We start from the raw sequence: 22,889 nt of genomic DNA on the forward strand, positions 1-22,889 counted from the left end.
AACGCTCGTACGTAGTAATACGTTAACGTTATAAAAATAAAAACAGACGGAAACACACGCATGTACGTGATTATTATTATATTAATTGTTGTTTTGCTAATCGCAGCTATCTTTATCAATGCAATGCAACAACATCGTCAAAAGCAAGAGGCTGAGCGCAGAACTGAACTTGCCAAACAGCGTACTATTGTCGACGAAACTGAGAACGTTATTGCCGCCTGTGTAAACATGCCTGTTTCTTCTCGCATTATGGGCATACTTCACAATCGTATTCTAAATGCCTTGAAAGCAATGAACGATTTATCGAGTACATCTGAACTAAAACAGCGTATCTCAAGCAGTGAGCAAGCAACCGCCGCTGCTCTTTCGGACAATAGCGGAATCACTAACGATTTCGCGTTACCCGACAACGACAAAATGATCATTCAATACATTCAGGCCGTTAAAAAACTGCGCATTATTCTTCGTTCAGAACATAGCAAAGGGCAAATTGATTCTAAAGTATTCATGGATGAAGATAAGCAGCTTGAACGCTTGCAGGTAAAAGTAAATGTAGAAACATTGATTAAGCGCGGCCGCGCTGCACTTCAAACCAATATGCTTGGGTCAGCCAGACAATATTTTGAAAAGGCGAAAAACGCACTAGAAAATCAAAATCCCCAAGACGAATACTCAATGTCTAAACTTGCTACACTTAACGAGTGGTTACACGAAATCCAAAGCAACCTTAAGAGCGTGAACGAAAAAGATCGCGCCAAGAAGCAAGAAGAAGAAAGAGACGAATTAGACGAGTTGTTCGCACCTAAGAAGAAGTGGTAGGTCGAACCTTTTCTTAGAAACCATAAAGCGCATTATTTCACTCATAATGCGCTACGGCCATGTCCCACATAGATTGAGCCGGCAGCGATAACCCTTTTCGCGCATTTCGAATTATTCCAATATTTTTCACCAGAGGCATGTCACTAATTTCTTTTGTTACTAGCCCCAATCCCTCCATTTGCGCTTTACAAATCGCCGGCATAATAGATATACCTAAACCATTTAGAATAAGCTTTCCTAGTGTAGATAGCTGCCCCGTTTCCGCGATTATATTTAGCTCACCATATTGTGCTAGCTTAGATTGAGTCCAGTGGCGTACCGCAGATCCCCTATTCATCATTACCAATGGAAGTTTTAGACAGTCCTGCCAATGCAACTTGTCCCCTAAATGGGCTGATTGTGCTTTGTTGGTCACAACAACAAACTCATCAGCAAAAAGGGTTTTAAACACTAAACCATCTTTGCGCTCTGGCTCAAACGAGAACCCAATCTCGCTGCGGCCTGTAGTAACTTCATGAATTACCTGTTCCATTACTACATCGACAATTCGTAAGTTTACGTTTGGAATTCGTTGATGAAATACTGACAAGATATTCGGTAAATGAGACTCGGCAAATGACGGCATAGCGCAAATGGTAAGCTGCCCTTTCGCCATAGCAAACAAATTTTGAATATCAGAAAAAGTATTGTCCCAGTCGTGCAGTAGCCTCAAAGCATTTGGAAACAACACCTCTCCTTCTGGTGTTAGGCTTACATTGCGTGTATTGCGTTGGAATAACTTACCGCCTAACTGCTCTTCCATTTTTTTAATTGCCGATGACAAAGCTGGCTGCGTTAAATGTAGATTTACCGCGGCTTCAGCAAAGGTTGATGACTTGGCCACTTCTACAAACGCTTTTATTTGACGGTATGAAACATCCATAAACTTTTCAACTGACTTCAACAATTAATAAATAGTTTTTATTAATCGCAAGATTAATTCGATTTTACAAATGAAGCAACAATGTCGATACTTATTTTTAACAAATGCATTGGAGATAGAGAATGGCGGGATTTAACAAAGTTGTATCCTCATACGAAGAAGCAATGGCTGGCCTTGAAAATGGTATGACAGTCATTGCGGGCGGTTTCGGGCTGTGTGGTATACCCGAAGGACTGATAGGCCAAATTAAGAAAATGGGCGTATCTGGACTTACTGTAGTTTCTAATAACTGCGGTGTAGATGGATTTGGCTTGGGTCTTTTACTAGAAGACAAACAAATAGCAAAAATGGTGTCTTCTTATGTAGGTGAAAATGCCCTGTTTGAAAAACAACTGCTTAACGGTGAGTTGGAAGTTGAGCTTACACCTCAAGGAACGCTGGCGGAAAAAATGCGCGCTGGTGGTGCTGGCATTCCTGCCTTCTACACTGCCACAGGTTATGGTACGCCTGTTGGTGAAGGAAAAGAAGTCAAAGAATTCAACGGTCGCCCTTATATTCTTGAACATGCTATTACTGGCGACTTTGCCATTGTAAAAGCATGGAAAGCAGATACTTACGGAAACTGTATTTATCGCCATACAGCACAAAACTTTAATCCTATGGCCGCTACTGCAGGTAAAGTCACTGTGGTAGAAGCAGAGGAAATTGTAGAGCCTGGTGAATTGAACCCCAGCGAGATCCACACTCCCGGGATTTATGTAAACCGTGTCATTCAAGGTTCATTTGAAAAACGTATTGAACGCCGTGTAGTTAGCAAGGAGTCAGTGTAATGCTTAGTAGAGAACAAATCGCAATGCGCGTCGCTCAGGAATTTAAAGATGGCGATTACGTTAATTTAGGCATTGGTATCCCTACCCTTGCAGCTAACTATGTACCAGATGACATCAGCGTGATGCTGCAATCAGAAAACGGTCTTTTGGGGATGGGACGCTACCCGACTGAAAGTGAAATTGACGCTGATATGATAAACGCTGGTAAAGAAACGGTAACGGCTATCACAGGCGCATCTATTTTTAGTAGCGCTGAGAGCTTTGCCATGATCCGCGGCGGCCACGTTGATTTTACTGTACTTGGCGCATTTGAGGTTGATGTATCGGGCAATATTGCGTCTTGGATGATACCGGGCAAACTCGTTAAAGGCATGGGCGGTGCTATGGACTTAGTTGCTGGCGCGAAGAACATAATAGTTACCATGACCCATACCGACAAACACGGTAACCCAAAACTACTTAGCGAATGTACCTTACCGTTAACCGGTGTGAACTGTATTACGCGCATTATTACCGACTTAGCAGTGCTGAGTGTTGAAGACGGCGCATTTGTGCTTCAAGAACGCGCCCCGGGCGTCAGCGTTGACGAAATTAAAGAGAAAACGGGCGGAAAGCTTGTTGTTCCTGAAAATGTACCTGAAATGCAGTTTTAAACTCTGCGTTTAATTGTGCTTTTCATTTAATTGTGTTTCGCAATGTCGCGCTTATCATTCAGCATTTATGCTCTTGTGGTAAGCGCGCGCCATTGAGTTAACTCACATTTTTGCTTTAACTTTATATTCTTCGTTGAGTAACGATTGTTACAAGCACCTGCCTTCAGTCTGCAAACTCATAAGCCTTTCCAATAAACCTTTAAATGCACCGTGCATTAAGGGATAATGCGCCCGAATGTCATTTTAAAAAGGCTATACCTTCTTGCTAGTTACTGATTTACCTGTTCACCACAAAATTATTTCAAAGCTCGAAACGAAAAACATTTCGACGCTAACCGAAATTCAAGAACGCACTATGCTGCCAGCTATTCAGGGCAAAGATATAATTGCGTCATCAAAAACGGGGTCAGGTAAAACCTTCGCCTTTTTAGTGCCAGCTATAAACAGGCTAATGTCGCAAAAAGCCCTTAGTCGTCAAGACCCACGCGCACTTATTCTTGCGCCAACTCGTGAGCTAGCCAAACAAGTTTTCATTGAAGCTAAATCAATGTGTACCGGGCTAAATCTTACTTGTTCACTTATTGTGGGCGGTGAAAATTATAACGACCAAGTTAAAGCGCTTCGCCGTAACCCTCACATTATCGTTGGTACCGCTGGTCGTGTAGCCGACCATCTATTAGATAAAAGTGTGTATTTAAACGGTTTAGAGTTGCTTATCTTTGATGAAGCCGACCGGATGTTAGACTTAGGCTTCTCTGCTCAGCTTAAAATGATTAACGACTATGCTGATCACAGAAAGCGTCAAACTATGTTGTTTTCTGCCACGCTCGATAATATTGAGCTAAAGCATATGACAACGCAGTTAACCAAAGGCGCTGTTCGTGTAGCTGTAGGAGACTCAACCGCAGAGCATGGCGATATCGAACAGAAGTGCTTCTTTGCAGACAATGTTGATAACAAAGATCAAATTTTACAGTTTGAACTAGCCAATCGTACCTACAACCAAGCTATCGTATTTACAGCTACCCGTGAAGATACCGATAGAATTGCAGCACTGCTTAACGAACAAAACTTAGAAGCTATTGCGCTTCGTGGTGATATGCTACAAAGCCAACGCGCAGCAGTAATGAGTGCGTTTGCTCGTGGGCAGCACAGTATTCTGGTTACTACCGACCTCGCCTCTCGTGGACTAGATCTATCAAAAGTTGGATTGGTGGTTAACTTTGACCTTCCTAAGAACGCGGATGAATACATTCACCGTATCGGCCGTACAGGCCGTGCTGGGCAAAAAGGCGAAGCATTCTCGCTAATTGGCCCTCGTGATTGGAACAGTTTCGAGGGGCTTAAGAATCACCTTCAATATGCGTTAGAGTGTTCACCGCATGACGAATTCTCGGCGTCTTTTAAAGGTTTTACGCCGAAGAAAAAAGTGTCAAAACAATCAAATGCGAAAAATGGTAAAAAGCGCGTAGCGAAACCAGCAAAACCTGGCACTAAAAAACGTGTCGATACCATGTCTGGAGAAGATATTGGTATGGTTCCTGTGAAACGCAAGCCAAGAAACACTCTGTCTGACGACGACGAATAAAACTCTATATCGTAGTTTGAACCATCACCGCCGCTAGTCACAATTCACTATTGAATAGCGGTGTGTAACCTTTCACTTTGTTTTTAATCACATTTTCTTACAGCCCTTTGATGGAACACTTCGCCATCATATGCTCTACTATGCATATAGCAACAAGTCGATTGTGCTGACTACACGCTTCAACTGTTTGTAACAAAGCGTGTAAGCGGCACAAACTCCCCCTTTAAAATGGATTTTAACCACATGAAATTTATAAAGTTCGTATCGTTAGCCTTGTTTAAAGTAATAGTCGTTGTGGCACTTTCCTATGAAAAAATAATAGCACGCGTATTGTTGCCGCAGTACATAGAGTGGGCACATGAAACAGATATGAAAGGCTTAATAGGTCAACCGTTGAATGAACAAGAATTGGCGCTAGCAGCGGAGATAGGCATAAAACAGCCTAAGAAAGTAAGAATTGTTTATGTAGATGAAGTGCCATATCCCTACGAAAACTTCGCGCTTAAAGTGTTTGGCGAAGCCGTTGGACTTGCTGGAGAAGGAATAATAAATAACGCACAAGTTTTCGGCTATTCGATTTATGCTCGTAAAGATTTCGAGCTTAATAGGCCCAAGTTAGCCCACGAATTAGTGCATGTGTTACAGATTGAACGAGCCAGTTTAGATGAAGTTGTCACCCAACACTTTTTCGACATGGCTGAATACGGTTACGATAAAGCCCCACTAGAAGTAGAGGCGTCCGCAGCCAATATAGTATACAGCGCTGATTGGTAGTCTTTACTACATAGCATACTTTTTTAGCTTCGCCCAACGTGTAGGTTCATCTGTCGAGTCTTTAAGTTCTGCTATAGACAAGTTGCCGACGAACAGATTGTTGACTGGCTACTTCTGCTTTGTGCCAGAAGCGGACGGTGTTATTGTCCCAGTGAGCGCCAGCGAAAGGCTACAGTTGTTTGTTAGTTACCACGTAAACATGACTCCAAACGCTCTTGCCAATGGGGCCTAACTCTACTTTTTAAGTTTGCCCCAGACCAAGCCAATAGTCTGACGACTTCATCTGTTGAATGATGAAGCGCGACTTCGATAGGTACTACACCGTATTTATTTTCAGCATTAGCGTCTACGCCATTTTCAATAAGGTATTGAATTAGAACTACATCATCATTGTTTATAGCTGCAGTTAATGCTGAACCATGCTTAGGATCTTGGTGATTGATATTGCCCCATCCGGCGCAGCAAATAGTAGGGAAATGGCTGCTTACATATGGGCTATTGCAAAAGAAGTGGTACTTACACCGGTTAATCCAAAACTAAGGCTGAGCTGAGTACCTGCATGATAAACGAGTTTGAGCTAACGCATTCGGATCAGGCCGCGGAATGTGGCACAACCTACGAGGGCGTTATGATGGCAATCACTTAATCATGATTGATCCACGAGCCTAGACTGATGAGAAGGTGCTACGGCGGAACATGTAAGGTCAGCTCTGCTCATTCAACGAATGAGTAACCTACGAATACCAGCATACTAACCGACGACATTACTGCCTCACCCGGTGCGTTAGTTCATTTATTATGAGCGAAAAACAAAGCTAATTATGGGCTGAAAGAGTGTCAGGGAAGCGCTCGTTCAGGGTTGACAAAGGGAGTCATACCAACGCCCCGCTTAGGGGCAATAACACGTGGGCTAAAATTGGAGCGAAGCGACTGAGCCCACGTGTTATTGTCCCAGGGAGCTTGCGAACCTCCTAATTGATGCGTTTTATATATTTTCACTCATCGTATACTGAATATCATTATGAGGTGGAACGAACTGGAGTAATAAGCTATTTCATGTCGAGAGTACTGGCACACCAATCACAGTTTTCCTGTACTAATCTCCCATCTACAGGTAAATATGACGACTAATATATTACGTAAAACCAAAATAATTCCTCCGTTTAACTTTAACACGCTAGCCCACTCTGAAAGCCACCTGTAACATAGGGTAATGTATAGCGCTAATTTGTCTTATATAACGTCAATTTATGCGAACAAGCATCTAAAGGAATAGCTATGGCAGCCAAATCAACTATCACTCATCAATATGATTTACAAATGACAGTCATAGACATCGTGGCATTGCCTGAAGAGCGCTGCGTGGCTCTGAGTTGGAGCCAAGATAGTGGATATCAATTTATTGCGTTGCAAGAAGGTAACTTTGTTCCTCTTTCCTACACGATATCGTATGACTTAGAAGAACTCTCATGTGCTGCCTTATTTAAAACTACATCTGGATTCGGCTGTGTATTCCCCAATAGTGTTGTTACCTATACGCTCTCAGATAGTCACTTTCAAACATATCCTTTCGCCGAACCGTTTCCAATGGATGCTGCAAACCGTTCAACGTCACCGGTAAAAGCTCACATGGATGAACACACTGGTACAATCCACGTAATTTTCGAAGATTTCTTTTATAAAAGACGAGGACGGTTTATTTCAAAAATAAGTTTAAATAACAACCTTGCTCATTATTCACCATTGTATGCTTTTCCGTTCAACACAGCTTGGTATCACGAATGTAGTGACATCTGTTTTGATAAAAGGCCTCTTGTGCTCGCCATTAATTGCCCATCACTATGGCACAAAAGAGAGCCGAGCCCTTCGCGATCAACGCACCTAACGGTGATCAATGATGATGGTATTTCTAACGTGACCCCAACTGAACACGGCCATGGGAGTTTTTCTTCAGATAAACAACACCTGATGGTTAAAACAATCTTTAGTCCCTATAGCATTCATTTTTATTCTCTATCGGGTGATAAAGCATTTGTTCTAAACTTAACACCCAAGCGGGTTCTGGGAAACATTGATAAGAAGTGGTTGACACTCTTCGATAAATTTAATGACACTTTATGGCTTGCTCGCGATTATGATGTAACTCAGGTAAAGCTCTTGCTATAAACGCCTTACAATGCTTCGAACATAACTCAGCCAACTTCATTACACCGCTACGTTGGACTCAAATTAAGTGAAAATATGGGCAGTCCGTAAAAGGAGAGGTTTTATTGGACGAGTGAAAGTGAGTTTTTGTGGCTATCTCGACAGACTCCAATGCCCCTGACGCGGTCATCTGACTGAGTTATGTAAGACGTCCGCTTTACGCTCGAAGCAGACACTGAAGGTTATTCTAAGAAAGCTATATCTCACTCCCAACATGAATCACCAAACTCAACACATAAAAAAACGAGTGCTTAAAAGCACTCGTTTTCAATTGGTTCTTTTACGTGGCCTAGCCCTCGTTTTCACGCTTAGCCTAGCGTGTAGAAAAGCCTCAGTCGACGATAAGTGTTACTAAGTTTAAACTTAGTATTCCCACCATCCTTCTTGCCACCACTCCAAAAACTCTTCAAAGTCGATGTAACCATCGTCGTTACTATCGATAAGCTTAAAGCCTTCTTGTACGTGGCTAGCTTTCGTTTTTGGTGAAATAACGGTTAGAAGCTCGATGAACTCCGGCAAATCGATTTGGCCGTTGCCATCACGATCGAAAAAGCTGAAGTCCTTTCTAATTTCTTCAATTTTAGATTCTGAAAGTTGAGTGCTCACTCGCATTCCTTATTTCAACTGCAATAAGCACGAGTGTAACGCCCTTCTTTCTAGCTGTCTACGCCTGATTGTCTTTTGCTTTAAGCGCGCGTAAACGTTGAGCTTCTGCTTTTTCCTGACGCTTTTGTTCCATGGTCAAACGCGCTTCCGTTCCTACGTGCTCTTGTTGACGCTCTTTTGCCAGTTGAACCTGTTTTTCACGTTCTCTAAAGCGAGCAATTTGATCGTCGGTATGGGTACCAAAGCAGTGTGGGCAGCTTACACCCGGCTCATACTTATCACTCTGCTTGTCTTCTTCAGTAATTGGAAGTCTGCACGCGTAGCACTGCTCATAATGGCTTTTCTCTAAGTCATGGTTAACTGCAACGCGATTATCAAATACAAAGCAATCGCCTTCCCACAATGACTCTTCTTTCGGTACATCTTCAAGGTACTGTAGAATACCGCCTTCTAAGTGATAAACCTCGTCAAACCCCTGCTCTTTCAAGTAAGCCGTCGATTTTTCACAGCGAATACCACCGGTGCAGAACATAGCCACTTTTTTATTTTTTGACGGGTCGAGCTCTTTCGCTACGTATTCAGGAAACTCACGAAACGTTTCGGTTTTAGGGTCGATAGCGTGTTTGAACGTACCAATTTCAATTTCATAACCGTTTCGCGTGTCAATAACCGTAACATCTGGGTCGCTAATAAGTGCGTTCCAGTCTTTAGGTTTTACGTAAGTACCAACGGTTTTGCGAGGGTCAATACCCTCAACGCCCATGGTCACAATTTCTTTTTTCAGTTTTACCTTGGTGCGATAGAACGGCTGTTCATCGTGAAGAGATTCTTTGCAAGAAATAGGATTAATACGCTCGTCGCTGTTTAAATAAGCAAGTAATGCGTCGATACCTTCGCGGGTACCAGAAACCGTACCGTTTATCCCTTCGTGGGCAAGAAGAAGTGTACCTTTGATGCCATTAGTTTCCATTGTTTCTAGAAGCGGTTGGCGGATTTCTTTGAAGTTTTCAAGCGCAACAAATTTATACATTGCGCATACAATATATTTAGACATATTTTAACCTTTGCTGATTGGAGCGTAAGACCAGTGCAAAAATGCGGCGCGCAATATAACAAAAAGGAATGATAAAAACTAGGGCGGATACGAATTAGCGCTCCTACGTCAACCCAAACTTGGCACGCAACAACGAATTGAAATAACTGCTATGCAATTTTCTCAAAAGATGTGAAGTGTGACGAATTTTCTTGTTGTGAATGGTGTTCTTTATCTTGTGATGAGAGGATATCGTATAGCATCGTATTATCTTCCTTCACGGTGTTAGCGTATTCCTTTTTCAACCGCTTTTGTGTTGCCAAACTACAATTATCTACTACATCGTCGGGTAGACGTTTAGCATCATCAGTTTGTGAAAGTGGAGAGGGATTCATACTTAAATATAACCTTGCTGCCGCATAGTCTTGAGATACTAACTCAGACAAAACGCGCATTCTGCCCCATTCGCTTTCATTAGCGGCTAGCGATGGCCTTCTATAATAATTTAACGATGCAAGCTTGGATTCGATGCTGCTTTTATCGTCAGATTCTGACGCTACCGCTTCAATTTCAAATGGCTCGGCAACACTATGTTGCTGCATAGCAAGATATAAAGAGAACAACGCTCCCTGCGCAGATGCTTTAGCAAGCACACCACTGCGCTCCCAGTATATACTGGGGTCAATAGGTATTTGCTCACGAGCTTCGACAGTTTCTTGCGACATTCTTATTTACAACTTCATATGTATACTTATGTTTTCGGCAAGATAATGTTTTTCTTAAGCTTATTATCTAAAATTAGATATACTCCTATAAAGTAATCGCGCGCTCATTCATGGATTTGAAATGCAATTTAGCAACAAACAAGTACTGATTGTTGAAGACCAACGCCCTTTCCTTCTTTTATTAAAGGGGCTGATGCATTCGATGGGCGCATCTGATGTAGTTACGAAGTCATCTGCTGAACAAGCGGTATCACTATGTAAAAAGCATAAGTTTGATATTGTAATTTGTGATCTACACTTGGGAGCTGACAACAAAAATGGCTATGAGCTCATTGAAGAGTTGCGTACTCGAAGGCTTATCAGTCCCACATCGGTGTTCATTCTGATAAGCGCAGATAGCGCTCGACCGGTAGTGTTGGGCAGTATTGAACGTAGACCCGATGATTTTTTAATTAAGCCCTTTTCTCAAGTTCAGCTGAAGTCTCGTATTGTTCGTGCGTGGCAAAAAAGACAGTTTCTCCAGCAAGCGTTTAGTCTCGTTGAACAGGGTGAAATAAACAGTGCGATCGACCATATCGAAGCGTTACTTGACGCCCCTTCCCACTATAAAGGTCACTGTGAACAGCTATTAGTCGAGCTATACTGGCGTATAAAGCAACCCGATAAAGCGCTAGATGTGTTACGTGACTACATTGACGGAAAACCCGTGCTGTGGGCGCAAATAGCTATTGGAAAAACTTACTTGCTTTTAAAGGAATATGAGAAAGCGATTTCAATTGCCAAGAGAACGCTAAAGCGTAACCGGTTCAATGCAGACGCCCACGATATTCTTGCGCAAGCACACCAAGCCACCACAGCTGGCGACAAAGCACTAGATGCAATAAAAGAAGCAATAAAACTGTCGCCCTACTCCCTACCCAGGCATTTCAAAGCCTGTGAAATAGGTCGGTTAAATGACGATTTAGTGCTGGCAGCGAGTTCAAGCCAAGCGATCTGGGATTTATCAAAACGAACCGTTCACAAAACAAGTTTACACTGGTGCGGTATTATCCGAAGCCTTTTAGATGTCGCAGAGTTTGCAGACGACAAGCGCCAGCGCAATAAGTATCAGCAAGAAGCATTACTTACCCTGCAACGAGGAAAGTTTGATGAACATCTTCAAAAAATGGACAGAGATTTTGACGTAGATATATTTGGTACAATCGTAAACGCTAGAATTAGCGCTATAGACGGCAAACTGATTGATGCCAAACGCCACTTAACAACGTCACAAACACTTCTTGACGATAAGTACACGGAAGTCCCTACCGCGTTTATCCCTGACAGTATTAACGTTATGTATAAACTGGGTGAGTTTGATGATGCGCTACAGTTGAATGCACTTTTGACTTCAAGACAGGATGAGCTCGACCAAAACAGTCTAAACATGCTTGATGCGCAAGCCCTCAATGCTCAGAAAAACTTAGCCAGTTATCAACAGTTCAACCGCGAAGGCATTCAACACTATCAGCAGCAAGATTACGAACGTGCTAAAGCTTCGTTTGCCCTTGCTCAAGGCTTTGCTCCTGTAAATACAGGGGTTGCGCTTAATCTATTGCAATGTCTTCTACAAATTGCAATCAAAGAAGATAAAGCCGAAATGAAACTCATTAATGAGTGTAAGCGGCTGTTTAAATTGATTGACGATATGTCACTTAAGGCGCCTTACAAAGAAAAATACACCAACCTTAGAGATGAACTCTCTAAATATATTGGCTTTTGAATTAGAAAACTGGTGAGCTATGAGATTGAGATTGTTAGTTTTTTTACTGTTCGAAATTTTAACCAGCGAGGCCAAAGTATTACTAACTAATCCATAAAATTATCAACCGTTTCGATTAGCTCATCCACGTTTTCAATCAGTGTTTGACGCTGTTTCTCTGAAAGAGTTGAAAATATCTCCGCCAGTAGCGTTGCTGTCACAGTCATATTATGAGCACTACTTTGCTTGTACACATCGCTTTTATAATTATCCGGATTTTGCATTAGCGACACCAATTCTTGCTCAAACCTTTCGTTTTGCTTGCGCGAAACGAATAGCTTTCTTGCCGCATTTTGAATGTTTCTGCGATACGTTATCCAAGCGTCACCTGTAGAAATAAATTGTTGTGCGTAGGTGCTAACAATTTGTTTTTGCTCTTTACTTAGATCTCCAATACGCTCACTTATTGTTTCTTGTATTCGCTCAATTCTATCTTTAAGTCTCTCTGCTTCAGACTTTTCCAGCGCCTCTTGTCGCTCTTCCTCTTCTTCTTTATTGTCTTTTTCTAATGCCGCAAACAGGGTGACAACTTGTTCATCATCGAGTGTTTTAGCAATAGCCGCTAATTCAGGACTGACCTCGTCTCGTACGCGCTCCCAATGCGATCTAGCTAACTCAAGGTTGTTATAAACAATACTCGAATTAAGGGTGTCATTCTGAATCTGCTTTTTTATATCCTCTAATTGCGCTTTATAACGAGTAAGTTCACTCTTCTTGTGCCAGCTCAACCAATTTTGTAAGTGCGCATCAAACTTCTCCTCTTGCTCATCTTTAAGCTCGATGTAATCGTCCATGTACCAATACACCCACCAATCCAGGTTGTTATAAGCCAGCTTAGAACTGCATGAAGTAAGAAAAATAATAAAGACAACAACCAACAATGAACGCATAGTATTTCCTTTTTTACGTTAGTTACGTCGTGACAAGTAAAAACGCTTATTGCTGTGTACTGAAAAATTGAATTTTACTTTGATAATACGCAATAAATATCCGCAATAGAGAACTTTACGTTGCACAGCCTTTACTCTACTTTAATGGCATTGCCTGTAAAAAGAAGGACTTTAATGTGTCAAAACGTGTCGCAATTTTAACCTCTGGTGGCGACGCCCCAGGTATGAATGCATGTATACGTGCCGCAATTATTGCGTGTCAGAAAGCTAATTTTACCTTGCTTGGCTACAAGCACGGCTACAACGGATTACTACAGCAAGAGTTTATTCCTCTATCTCTTGATTCAACGCACAATCTTATCCAGCAAGGCGGCACCATACTACACAGCGCAAGGTGTAAAGAATTTAAAAATCGTGAAGGGCTTATCAAAGCGGCTGATAACTTGAGACAGGCCGAGATCGACACACTTATTGTAATCGGTGGTGACGGATCTTTTCGCGGCGCAGCAAAGTTGAGCGAACTATGGGATGGCCAGATTCTTGGTATTCCGGGAACCATTGATAACGATATAGCGGGTACTGATGCGACTATAGGCTACTTTACCGCAATAGATACCGCCATGAGTTCTATCGATAAAGTTCGTGATACAGCTGATGCGTTCGAACGTATTTTCCTTGTAGAAGTAATGGGTCGCAATGCTGGCTTTTTAGCATTAAATGGTGCCCTTTCCGCGGCTGCTGACTATGTGGTTGTTCCTGAGTTTTTTGAATCCGCTGAGACTGAAATCAAAAAGATCGTAAACCAAATAAAAGCGCAGCGTGCTTTGAAAGGGCCCGTCAGTTTTATTGTTGTAGTAGCTGAAAACGTTTGGCCTAATGGCTTAACAGGATTAACCGAAGCTTTGCAGTATCACAATATCAACGACGTTAGGCCAGTAACCTTGGGACATGTCCAACGTGGCGGCTCGCCGGTAGCACAGGACCGACTACTCGCCACTACTCTTGGCGAATTCGCCATAAGCTTAGTAGGAAGCGACGTCACCAACATAATGGTTGGTGAAGTTAATCAGCGCCCTATTACCGTCCCCCTACCCAAAACTTGGGAAGAAACAAAGCCCCTCAATCAAGCCCGGGTTGACGCTATGCGTACCCTAATGAACGAAAGATACAGCTACGACTAAGTAAGATGGTTCAGACGCTGTTTAACTTGAAACATTTATAGATTGTAAAAACAAAAAAGGCGGTGCTTTATAATAAAACACCGCCTTTTAGTACTTCATGCTCAAGCTTCTTTACATCTTCATTGCCGCTTTCACTTTATCACGATGACTGCGACTCACTTTAAGTTCTGTATCATTTTGAAGTATTAAATGATATTCGCCACTAATATGGCTCACTAACTTTTTAACAAAACGGATATTAGCAATAGCTGAACGGTGCACTCGAACAAAGAACTGTGGGTTTAGTTCCTGCTCAAGTTCTTTCATGGTTTTGCGCATTATATGCATGCCATCCAGTGCGTGAACGCACATATAATCACCTGCAGCATCAATCCATTGAATGTCTTGAACGTTTACGCGCGTTACTTCTGAGCCATCTTTAATAGCCAATACATCTGGGTATGGATTGGTTTCAACCGGCTCACCATTAGCTAACTTGCGTAAAATCTCTTCGCAATCATCGCCAGTAAGTTCAGCAACAAGGCTTACCAATTTTTGTGACTGCTCATCTTGATGCTGAGTTGAGTAATATTCACGTACTTTGTTTAACGCCGCACCTAAGCGCTCGTCGTCTGCTGGTTTTAACAGATAATCTAAAGCATGCACGTCAAACGCTTTTATTGCGTAGCTGTCATAAGCAGTTACGAAAACGATCATGGGAATGGGCTGTTTCAGTTCGCGCAACTTGTGAATAACCTGAAAGCCGTTTAAGCCAGGCATTTGAATATCTAAGAACACCAAATCTGGACGATGTTGAGAAATGCTACTTACAGCCTCTAGGCCGTTCTGACACTCTGCAAGCACCTGCACATCATCATGACGCTCTAACCTGGCACGAAGGCCCTTGCGTGCTAAAGGTTCGTCGTCCACTACAATGGTTTTAATCACTTGCTTTGTCATGTTATACGTCCTTAACTTCATAGGGAATGCGTATTCTAACTCGCACGCCTGAAGGCTGATTGTGTTCTATAGAGAATGCAAAATTACGATGATAGAGGGATTGCAAACGCTCTTTTATATTGGCTAGGCCTACGCCGTTTTCTCGACTAAGTGTTCCGTCTTTGATATCTGCACCAGGGCCGTTATCGGCAACATCCATTAACAAATCATTGCCAAATGTACGTGCCGTAATCGCTATACGTCCACCATTTTCCATCTTAGATATGGCGTGCTTTATTGAGTTTTCAATAATGGGCTGCAAGATCATGCTCGGCACAAGTGCACTTTCACACCCTTCATCGATGTCCCATAGCACTTCTAGACGATCGTCAAAACGTACCTTCTCTATCTCTAGATAGAGTCGTAATGCCTTTATTTCCTGACCTAGCGGTACTCGCTTTATCGGGTCGTTGTCTAATGAATAACGTAGAAAGTCACTCAAACGCGACACCATCGCTTCTGCTGTGTCGTTCTCTTTTAAAAGAATAAGGGTTGAGATAGCGTTAAGCGTATTGAAGAGAAAATGCGGGTTGAGTTGATAGCGCAACATCTTTATGTGAGCTTGGTGCGCCATGGTACTCGCCTTTAGCGCGTTCTGCTTCTCTTTTTGAAGCATCTGGAAGTTCTTGATGCCAAAGTACACACCACTCCAACACCCCACCATTATTAGCGAGTTAATAGTGTTGGTAAAATACATATACCATTCGTCTGGGCGATATCCGTGCTTGTAGATTTCCCAGTAGTTAATGTTTTTCACCACGGCCCATAGCAAAGCTATTAAGTAGCACGACACAATCACTATGATGATCATGTTGAGCGGTGATTGCTTTCTTGCCCATCGATAGAGGTAGCGAAGCGGAATGGTTAGCAACCATCCTGCATAGGCATTAAGCATGATGATGAAAACCCAAATGGGTCGAACATCATGGAGAAAAGATCCGATGTAATAAATTATTGCGAACCCTGCCCAGCCTGCACTGTGCAATGTCCAAAATAAACGTTCATTACTTTCTATTACACGCTGAAAGCGACTCACAATATTACCAATTTAAAAACTTATAAGAAGATTATACGCAAGCCTTGCCACGACCCAAGCGCCTTGGTCGTGCCCCTTATGCTTCTTGTCGCAGGGCAAAATCTTGAAATTAGACATGTTTTGGCTATATCAATTCGCTGATTAAGCTCAGTAACTGATATTCATTCTTTTCAGCCAGTGCACCCACCACCAGGCTGGGCCAACCAGCAAGAAGCGCAAATCGTCAAAAAACGAAGGCTTTTTGCCCTCGATATGATGGCCAATAAACTGCAAAATCCACATAACGACAAACAGTACAAGAGAAAATAACCATACTGAGATACTGAAGTGGTCTAGGGTATTAACTGCACCGAAACACAGTATAGTTAAGAGGGTCATTGCAGCCCCAATCGGACCAGACAACATAAAATAATAATACAATACGGGAACCGCTATGATATGCGCCCACGTTATATCGAATTGCGCTATGATTTCAGGTACCGGCAAACTCCACAGCAAACCTATCGTTACGAAATAGATGCTGGGTACGGCAATAGCATGGATGATAACGTTGGTCTTGTTTTGGTGGCTTTCACCGTACTGCATTAAAAGTCGCTCAATACTTCTCATGTAGATCCCCTTGGCCTGTTATTTTGATTATTATCTAAAGAGCACCCAACTATTGTTTTTCTACGTTAACAACGTGTGTCGGGACAACAGCGTTTTTATCAATTTTTCTTCACAGGTAAAGGCGAGCCCATAATAAACCACATCACTCTCAAGCTTATGATTTTTAACTTTTGCAGTAAGCGCTACTTCTTTACCGTCCAACGAATAGTTTAGCTTAACCTCAGCTTCATCGAGCATTACCGGCCAATTTGGCTTGACCTGTAACGCTACTTTGCACCCTTTTTCACTTAAATCTATGATGATCCCCGTTACGTTTTCGTCACTGGGATAAACGTCAGCTTCTAACGTTACTGAAACGCCAAGTTGAGCACGCTTTACAGCGCGAAGCCCTATACTTTCAATACGTTTTGGAAAGGTTGTAATAAGTAAGCCTGATGGCTTTGAAAGCAATTTGAGTACTTTCACTTTAAACGCAATTACCTGGCCAGTATCGCCCTCAAGCACAGAACGCACCACGATATCGTTGCCAACAGTCAGAGCATCCCTAACGGTAATCCACTTCGCCGATGTTGGAATATGAAAAAGCAAACATTCATCAATAAGCATGCCTATGTAGTCAGTCTTCACACGCTTTGGCGCTGCAGGCATAGCAATTTGTAAATCTACTGTATCGCCGGGTACCAGCGTACGCAACGATTCCAAATTATCTTCGCTTAGTAAATTGCTTTGTATTTTTTCAGCCATTTGTATTTGTTATTGCTGGATTTAATTTCATTTAACTCAATGTACGCATCAAACAAAAACTTATCAATACTACGATTGAAAACCATGTTCAATAAACGTAAAAATTGCCCCTTAGTAGCAGGCAATCTATTGGGATTAACTCAATAGGTTGATATAGTTGAGGGATAGTTTTGCTTATCTTTTCGGACGCTTATGACCTCTGCTCTTCGCTATACGTTAACTATTTCCAATTGGCGTGCCCATCAATTTACTGTCGCGCTGCAAATACCTGAGCATTCTGGCTCATCAATTGAGCTTAGCCTTCCAAGCTGGATCCCGGGAAGCTACATGGTGCGCGATTTTGCCAAAAGCATTATCGAGCTAACTGCAAACACTTCTGAAGGTCATAGTACTGAAAATGTTGGCGATAGAAGCGTTTATAGCCTTTCGGTAACTAAGCTCGATAAACAAACTTGGCGTGTAGACACAGATGGAAAACCATGTACGGTCGTTTACTCGGTTTATGCCAACGACTTATCTATTCGCTCTGCTTTTATGAACGACCAATATGCGTTTATAAATGGAACCAGTGCGTTTCTAAACGTTTCCGGCTTCGAGAATGTGCCGTGTGAGGTGGACATTGAGCTGAACGACAGCGATTTTGCAACCTCGAATTGGAAGGCTTATACGTCAATGCCTTCTCGTTGTAAACGCACAAGCCCGTCTCGGTGGCACTTCGTTGAAAAAAATTACGATGAGCTCATTGATCATCCCATTTATGTGGGCATTGCAGACACTCACAGCTTTGAGGTTGACGGCATTACGTTTACGTTACTTTTCTCAGGTAACAACAATATTGATTATGAGCGCATAGCAAATGACTTAACGCCAATTTGCAAGCACCACCTAGATTTGTTTGGTGCTCCACAACCTATTAATAACTACCTGTTTATGACGCTGCTTGCCGACAATGGGTTCGGCGGTTTAGAGCATAAGTATTCTACTGCCCTTCTTTACCCTCGCTTCGACCTTCCTCAAGTTGGTGAAAGTGTGAAAAAAACCGACAGCTACATCACATTCTTAAGTCTGTGCAGCCATGAGTTTTTCCACACATGGCATGTTAAGCGCATTAAACCTAGCGTAATGGTGAAACCAGACTTATCTCAGGAAACATATACAAATCAGCTATGGATATATGAAGGCTTTACCAGTTTCTATGATGACGTCACCCTTGCTAGAGCCGGCGTTATTGAACCACAGAAATACCTTGATATTGTTGCACAAAATATCAGTCGACTTTTACAAAACGCTGGGCGCTTTAAACAAAGTGCAGCTGAAAGTAGTTTCGACGCATGGACAAAGTTCTATAAGCAAGATGCGAGCGCTACTAACAATATCGTAAGTTACTACACCAAGGGAGGCATTATCGCCCTTGGGTTAGATTTACTCCTTCGTAAGCAGTCAAACGAACAAGTGAATTTAGATACCTTGATGCAGTTATTGTGGAAACACTATGGCGTGGATGAAAAAGGTACGCCTGATGACGTGATCCAAAATCTATGTACAACGCATTTTGGCATTGATGTTTCAGAATACTTAAATCGCGTGGTGTATGGCACAGACGATGTAGAATTGGCTTCGTTAGTATCTGAAATGGGCGTTAACTATGCGGTTCGTGCTCGCGTGTCAGGTGAAGATAAAGGCGGTGCCTCCTCGCTGCCTGCTATTAAAAATCAGCTTGGCGCCACGTTAAAGCCAGCTACCTTCGGACTTACGGTAATGCAGGTATTTGAAGGCCTTGCCGCTATGAAGGCAGGTATTCTTTTAAACGATGTCATTATTGGGTTAGACGGTCATATCGTCAATGCCCAGAAGCTTCAGCGCCTATTAGATAATGCCCAAACGTCGCAGGTAGAGTTAACGCTTATTCGAGACGGGCGGCTTCTAACTCGGCCTCTTGAGGTAACTCAAGCAAGAAAAGAAATGGCTTACTTTGAAATCACTGATGAAGAAAAGCTCAATCAGTGGCTGGGGAAATAACAACGCCCAGTAGCGTAAAAACTAAAAAGGCGCTTTGAGAGTTTACCTGAAAGCGCCTTTTTCTTTATGACTGTTAAAGCTAAATCAAATTAATGGTTACTGTTCAGGCGACCCCGAAATAATAGTCTGTGGGTCTAAACGAGTGTTGCCCAAATTAATACGCCAATCCAGATGCGGGCCTGTAGAGCGCCCTGTTGAACCTATCGTTCCAATCTGCTCGCCTTGCTTGACGGTTTCACCCACTTCTACCGTTATAGTGTCCATATGAAGAAACGTTGAAAACACGCGCATGCCGTGGTCGAGAATCAAGGTGTTACCCGAATAATAGAGATCATCAGCCATTGTTACCACACCATCAACAGGTGCATACACAGGCGTGCCCGTTTCATTGGCGATGTCCAAACCATAATGCGGCCATTTCGGCACGCCATTTAGAATACGCTGACTACCGTAAACACCGGAAATAACGCCTTTCGCAGGCCACTCAAACCGGGTGAATAATGCATCTAAATCAGTATTACCGCTTCGCGCGTTAGCTACGTTGATATTGTCTTGCTTAATACGCGCCGTCACTTCTGCTGGCGGAGAAACCATTTTTTGCTCTAGCCCGTCAATTCGCTGAATGTTGTATTCGCGTTTTTCAAGGGTAATGTCTCGCTGCCACTTTTGGCCGTTGTCTAATTTTACAACCAACGTTTGCTGCAGTGGCGCTTCCCGTTCAAAGCCAACAACAAATTTTCCGTCTTTGTTGGTTTGAACAGTTTCGCCATTAAGCGTTACTTTGGCCCCAGCGGGAGCTTGCCCGCGCAGTAAGGCACCTTGCGTAAACTTACCGTTCAACACTACGTTTACTTGCTCTTGACTAGATAACGCTTCTTTTTGGCCGTTTAACTCTACATCTGCATAAGCAAATGGCATAGAGGCAACTGTGCTAATTGCCACTACACAACTCATTACACGAGATAGTGCGCTATGCAATGCGTTTTTTGAAAGCGTGAATGCCATAGTTGTTTCCTTTCCCTATAACGAGCTGTGGTCAAATGTTAACCCTTTACTGTGGCGCCTTTACCTACGCCCTCATAAGCGATAACTTGGCAAACCCCGTCAGGCGTGCGTTTCTTCTGCTCTTCAAGCAGATACTGCGCCAAACACTCAACTGTTGAGTCGGTTTCGATGACTTCACAATCTGACTTAGGAATTAATAGTTCAAAATAGCCCTGTGACGACTCGTAAGCAAAACAGTAGTAATCCGCTTCTTTTGAAACTTGACCTTTAAGCTTTCTGTCGCTGTACGCTATTTCGTCTTCACGGGTGGCTATATAGATGTCGGCCCAACGGTCAGCCCAATACTGCTGACTTTCAACACACACTTTGCCGTCAAGGATAATATCAATACGCGAACGGTGACCGTGCGCTATGCGCTGACAATTACCGTCGTGCTTTTTAAGCCCGTGGGTATAGTGATAATACGGAGAATTAATGACTTCCTCACGTAAATGCAGCGTAATGTTTTCAACGTTTTCTGGAAGATGAGTCGCCAATACTTCTTTTAAGTAAACGCCAACAGATTCCATGTTTATCTCATCAGAATAAACAAATGCATAAGCTTCAGCGGGGCAATGTAGCATGATGCTACGCCCATCAATGCAGGTAAAGCGCGCTTCTACCTGTTCAGAATCGTCGTCGTGAATAACCTCTGAACCGCTGTATTCAGCAGGTACAAGCAACTTGTGATCAACATATTCGTCGATTAGTCGCTTTAAGTTCTTTTTCACGTGACCAAAGTCTTGAACCATGCTCTCTTCGTTGAGTTCACCGTCCAAAATCACATCGACAATCCAGCTTTCCCCTACCATGCCGCGTTTTGGGCAAAGGTAAGAGAAGTCCATCACTGTCAAATCATTTACAAATAATTGCATAACACCCTTGAATCGAGTTTATATTCTACTAACTAGTATACGTTTTTTATCTTTGCTTCGCAGCGACTAGTCCATTGAAGATTGGCGATTAAGCTGATCTTTTAAATTAGGTGGAATTCCACGGATTGTTAGCGTATCCGTAGCTGGGTCGTAAAATACCCGATCGCCCATTAATTTGCGTTCGAAGCTAAGCGATATACCACCGCCCTGACCGGTAAATTTAGCAAGTTGTTTCAGCGCTGCAGGGTCTGGCTGAATTTCTTTTTCAAGCGGTACTTCCATAGACTGTGTAAACGCAGAAAAGTTACTGCTAGTTTCTTCATTTTGTGGAAGTCGGTTAGCCAGTTCATCTACCGATAAACTCTCGCCCGCATCAATCTTTTCTTTAAAGTACGATTTAACTTCTTCTCTATGCTGGTGCTGCTCTTGCGGGTCTAGTGACTCACTGGCAAGGTAGGCATCCACCGTAGAAATCAGTTGTTTATTTTGCTGTTTAACATCAACCAGCTCTTCGCAGCCTACAAACTGCATAAAGAAGTCTGATACCTTACGTCCCATTCTACCTTTAATAAAACTAACGTAACGCTGCTGTTCTGGCTGAATATCCCACTGAGTTAAATCGAACCGCACAGCGAGCTGCATTTTTGCTAAATCCAAGTGTTCACGCGCGGAAAGGTCTAAAGAGTTTGTCACTTCAACGTGCGAGCGGGTATTTAACAATGCAATCATCAAATACTGTGTGGCTAAATACTCATACTGGCAGAAAATAAGAAAACCGGTCTCAACCGTACCCGTTTCTGCCAAAGTGCGAACTAAGCGATTGGTCGCTGATACCGAAAAAGCATGGAATGCATCTTCAACGTTATCACCCGCCGCTTTTTGAATATCCATGTATTGCTTAAGGCCTTCCGCGAACTCTGCTACGTTCTCGGTGCTTTTTTGCGTAGTCGCTTCGCCTTCTTCGTTTTCCACTTTTGCTTCACGGGTAACTTCCGTCACGAAGTGGCCAACCCCTTTCCCAGGTTTAGCATTGAAACTGTGGTTTATTTGATGGGCAAGAAGCTCGATTTCCGGAGTAACAGCTAAGCAGTTGTCACGTGGAATTGCTTCAATTTTCTCTTCTTTGTTTACAATCAAACGATGTACAACAAAGTGATGAATCAGTGCACTCATAGAGTATCGGGTGTCCTGTTGCTTAAAAAGTGTCAGAAATATCCAAAGAATTGCGGGATTTTAGAATGAATGATTGTACTCACTCAAACAACGATTATAATCATTTTACGTGTAAAACCATTCTTTTTATCAAAGAAATCATAAAAAAGAGGCGTAGCAATGCCCCAACAGAGCCGCTATAGCAACGACGAATTCGAAACGCTAATGAATAACGTTATTCTAACCCTTGAAGAAGGCGGTGCAAACCGCGATCTTTCACTTATGGTGTTAGGAAATGTCATTACGCACATTTTAAATACTCAGGTAGCCCCTGAAAATCGCGAAGCCATGGCAACGCAGTTTGCCGACGTACTCAAGAAAAGCGTTAAAAATAGCTAAGGGATT

Annotated in this window: 23 protein-coding genes; 10 read left to right on the top strand and 13 right to left on the bottom strand. The window is 42.7% G+C overall.

Annotated elements, in window-relative coordinates; all coding sequences use genetic code 11:
* Positions 1-60: 60 nt before the first annotated feature.
* The gene (locus KUL49_RS04105; protein WP_014949522.1) at positions 61-819 is read left to right on the top strand and encodes a hypothetical protein; all 759 of its coding nucleotides are present in this window, start codon (positions 61-63) and stop codon (positions 817-819) included.
* 37 nt (positions 820-856) lie between these two features.
* On the opposite strand, the gene KUL49_RS04110 is transcribed toward KUL49_RS04105, so the two are convergent.
* A complete protein-coding gene (locus KUL49_RS04110) occupies positions 857-1,741 on the bottom strand; it encodes a LysR family transcriptional regulator (protein ID WP_131136389.1) in 885 nt (294 codons plus the stop codon).
* A 122-nt stretch (positions 1,742-1,863) separates the two neighbouring features.
* On the opposite strand from KUL49_RS04110, the gene KUL49_RS04115 reads away from it, so the two are divergent.
* The 4 genes from KUL49_RS04115 to KUL49_RS04130 all read left to right on the top strand — a co-directional run bounded on the left by KUL49_RS04115 (position 1,864) and on the right by KUL49_RS04130 (position 5,586).
* Positions 1,864-2,571, top strand: coding sequence for a CoA transferase subunit A (locus tag KUL49_RS04115; RefSeq protein WP_039232997.1), 708 nt, complete (start codon positions 1,864-1,866; stop codon positions 2,569-2,571).
* Entirely contained in the window at positions 2,571-3,224 is a 654-nt protein-coding gene (locus KUL49_RS04120; protein ID WP_014976576.1) for a CoA transferase subunit B, read from the top strand. Before KUL49_RS04115 ends, KUL49_RS04120 begins: the two co-directional genes overlap by 1 nt.
* A 262-nt stretch (positions 3,225-3,486) precedes the next feature.
* The gene (locus tag KUL49_RS04125; protein WP_014949518.1) at positions 3,487-4,812 is read left to right on the top strand and encodes a DEAD/DEAH box helicase; all 1,326 of its coding nucleotides are present in this window, start codon (positions 3,487-3,489) and stop codon (positions 4,810-4,812) included.
* 243 nt (positions 4,813-5,055) lie between these two features.
* A complete protein-coding gene (locus KUL49_RS04130; RefSeq protein WP_131136390.1) occupies positions 5,056-5,586 on the top strand; it encodes a hypothetical protein in 531 nt (176 codons plus the stop codon).
* Between the two features lie 182 nt (positions 5,587-5,768).
* On the opposite strand, the gene KUL49_RS21505 is transcribed toward KUL49_RS04130, so the two are convergent.
* Positions 5,769-6,053 carry an ankyrin repeat domain-containing protein gene (locus tag KUL49_RS21505; protein ID WP_373995653.1) on the bottom strand — a complete coding sequence of 95 codons (285 nt, stop codon included), beginning with the start codon at positions 6,051-6,053 and terminating at the stop codon, positions 5,769-5,771.
* An 811-nt stretch (positions 6,054-6,864) separates the two neighbouring features.
* On the opposite strand from KUL49_RS21505, the gene KUL49_RS04135 reads away from it, so the two are divergent.
* Entirely contained in the window at positions 6,865-7,752 is an 888-nt protein-coding gene (locus tag KUL49_RS04135; RefSeq protein ID WP_131136391.1) for a hypothetical protein, read from the top strand.
* Positions 7,753-8,154: 402 nt separating this feature from the next.
* Here the strand turns inward: KUL49_RS04135 and KUL49_RS04140 are convergent, their stop codons facing one another.
* The 3 genes from KUL49_RS04140 to KUL49_RS04150 all read right to left on the bottom strand — a co-directional run bounded on the left by KUL49_RS04140 (position 8,155) and on the right by KUL49_RS04150 (position 10,155).
* Entirely contained in the window at positions 8,155-8,397 is a 243-nt protein-coding gene (locus KUL49_RS04140; RefSeq protein ID WP_012518428.1) for an EF-hand domain-containing protein, read from the bottom strand.
* A gap of 58 nt (positions 8,398-8,455) precedes the next feature.
* Positions 8,456-9,451, bottom strand: coding sequence for a rhodanese-related sulfurtransferase (locus KUL49_RS04145; RefSeq protein WP_131136392.1), 996 nt, complete (start codon positions 9,449-9,451; stop codon positions 8,456-8,458).
* 149 nt (positions 9,452-9,600) lie between these two features.
* A complete protein-coding gene (locus KUL49_RS04150) occupies positions 9,601-10,155 on the bottom strand; it encodes a VC2046/SO_2500 family protein (protein WP_131136393.1) in 555 nt (184 codons plus the stop codon).
* Between the two features lie 121 nt (positions 10,156-10,276).
* On the opposite strand from KUL49_RS04150, the gene KUL49_RS04155 reads away from it, so the two are divergent.
* The gene (locus KUL49_RS04155) at positions 10,277-11,917 is read left to right on the top strand and encodes a response regulator (RefSeq protein ID WP_131136394.1); all 1,641 of its coding nucleotides are present in this window, start codon (positions 10,277-10,279) and stop codon (positions 11,915-11,917) included.
* An 86-nt stretch (positions 11,918-12,003) separates the two neighbouring features.
* Here KUL49_RS04155 and KUL49_RS04160 read toward each other — a convergent pair whose 3' ends face one another.
* Positions 12,004-12,846, bottom strand: a complete 843-nt coding sequence (locus KUL49_RS04160) for a DUF6279 family lipoprotein (RefSeq protein ID WP_131136395.1) — start codon at positions 12,844-12,846, stop codon at positions 12,004-12,006.
* A gap of 176 nt (positions 12,847-13,022) precedes the next feature.
* Here KUL49_RS04160 and KUL49_RS04165 point away from each other — a divergent pair, with 176 nt between their 5' ends.
* The gene (locus tag KUL49_RS04165; RefSeq protein ID WP_131136396.1) at positions 13,023-14,027 is read left to right on the top strand and encodes an ATP-dependent 6-phosphofructokinase; all 1,005 of its coding nucleotides are present in this window, start codon (positions 13,023-13,025) and stop codon (positions 14,025-14,027) included.
* Positions 14,028-14,138: 111 nt separating this feature from the next.
* Here KUL49_RS04165 and KUL49_RS04170 read toward each other — a convergent pair whose 3' ends face one another.
* The 4 genes from KUL49_RS04170 to KUL49_RS04185 all read right to left on the bottom strand — a co-directional run bounded on the left by KUL49_RS04170 (position 14,139) and on the right by KUL49_RS04185 (position 17,394).
* The gene (locus KUL49_RS04170) at positions 14,139-14,966 is read right to left on the bottom strand and encodes a LytTR family DNA-binding domain-containing protein (RefSeq protein WP_014949507.1); all 828 of its coding nucleotides are present in this window, start codon (positions 14,964-14,966) and stop codon (positions 14,139-14,141) included.
* Between the two features lies 1 nt (position 14,967).
* Positions 14,968-16,041, bottom strand: coding sequence for a sensor histidine kinase (locus KUL49_RS04175; RefSeq protein WP_131136397.1), 1,074 nt, complete (start codon positions 16,039-16,041; stop codon positions 14,968-14,970).
* Between the two features lie 147 nt (positions 16,042-16,188).
* On the bottom strand, positions 16,189-16,650 hold the full coding sequence (locus tag KUL49_RS04180) for a DUF962 domain-containing protein (protein WP_039232973.1): 462 nt from the start codon (positions 16,648-16,650) through the stop codon (positions 16,189-16,191).
* A gap of 60 nt (positions 16,651-16,710) precedes the next feature.
* Complete coding sequence (locus KUL49_RS04185) at positions 16,711-17,394, bottom strand: PilZ domain-containing protein (RefSeq protein ID WP_101564611.1); 684 nt, start codon at positions 17,392-17,394, stop codon at positions 16,711-16,713.
* 192 nt (positions 17,395-17,586) lie between these two features.
* Between KUL49_RS04185 and KUL49_RS04190 the strand changes: the two genes are divergently transcribed.
* Complete coding sequence (locus tag KUL49_RS04190; protein WP_131136398.1) at positions 17,587-19,413, top strand: M61 family metallopeptidase; 1,827 nt, start codon at positions 17,587-17,589, stop codon at positions 19,411-19,413.
* 96 nt (positions 19,414-19,509) lie between these two features.
* On the opposite strand, the gene KUL49_RS04195 is transcribed toward KUL49_RS04190, so the two are convergent.
* The 3 genes from KUL49_RS04195 to yejK form a co-directional block, all read right to left on the bottom strand.
* A complete protein-coding gene (locus KUL49_RS04195; protein WP_131136399.1) occupies positions 19,510-20,418 on the bottom strand; it encodes a M23 family metallopeptidase in 909 nt (302 codons plus the stop codon).
* A 38-nt stretch (positions 20,419-20,456) separates the two neighbouring features.
* Complete coding sequence (locus KUL49_RS04200) at positions 20,457-21,332, bottom strand: 6-carboxytetrahydropterin synthase (RefSeq protein ID WP_131136400.1); 876 nt, start codon at positions 21,330-21,332, stop codon at positions 20,457-20,459.
* A gap of 66 nt (positions 21,333-21,398) precedes the next feature.
* Entirely contained in the window at positions 21,399-22,505 is a 1,107-nt protein-coding gene (gene yejK / locus KUL49_RS04205; protein ID WP_014979307.1) for a nucleoid-associated protein YejK, read from the bottom strand.
* Between the two features lie 159 nt (positions 22,506-22,664).
* On the opposite strand from yejK, the gene KUL49_RS04210 reads away from it, so the two are divergent.
* Positions 22,665-22,883 (top strand): DUF1414 domain-containing protein, encoded by a 219-nt coding sequence (locus KUL49_RS04210; protein WP_014949499.1) that lies wholly within the window; start codon positions 22,665-22,667, stop codon positions 22,881-22,883.
* Positions 22,884-22,889: the final 6 nt, after the last annotated feature.

It is taken from the genome of Alteromonas sp. KUL17, assembly GCF_006538305.1.
Classification (GTDB): Bacteria; Pseudomonadota; Gammaproteobacteria; order Enterobacterales; family Alteromonadaceae; genus Alteromonas; species Alteromonas macleodii.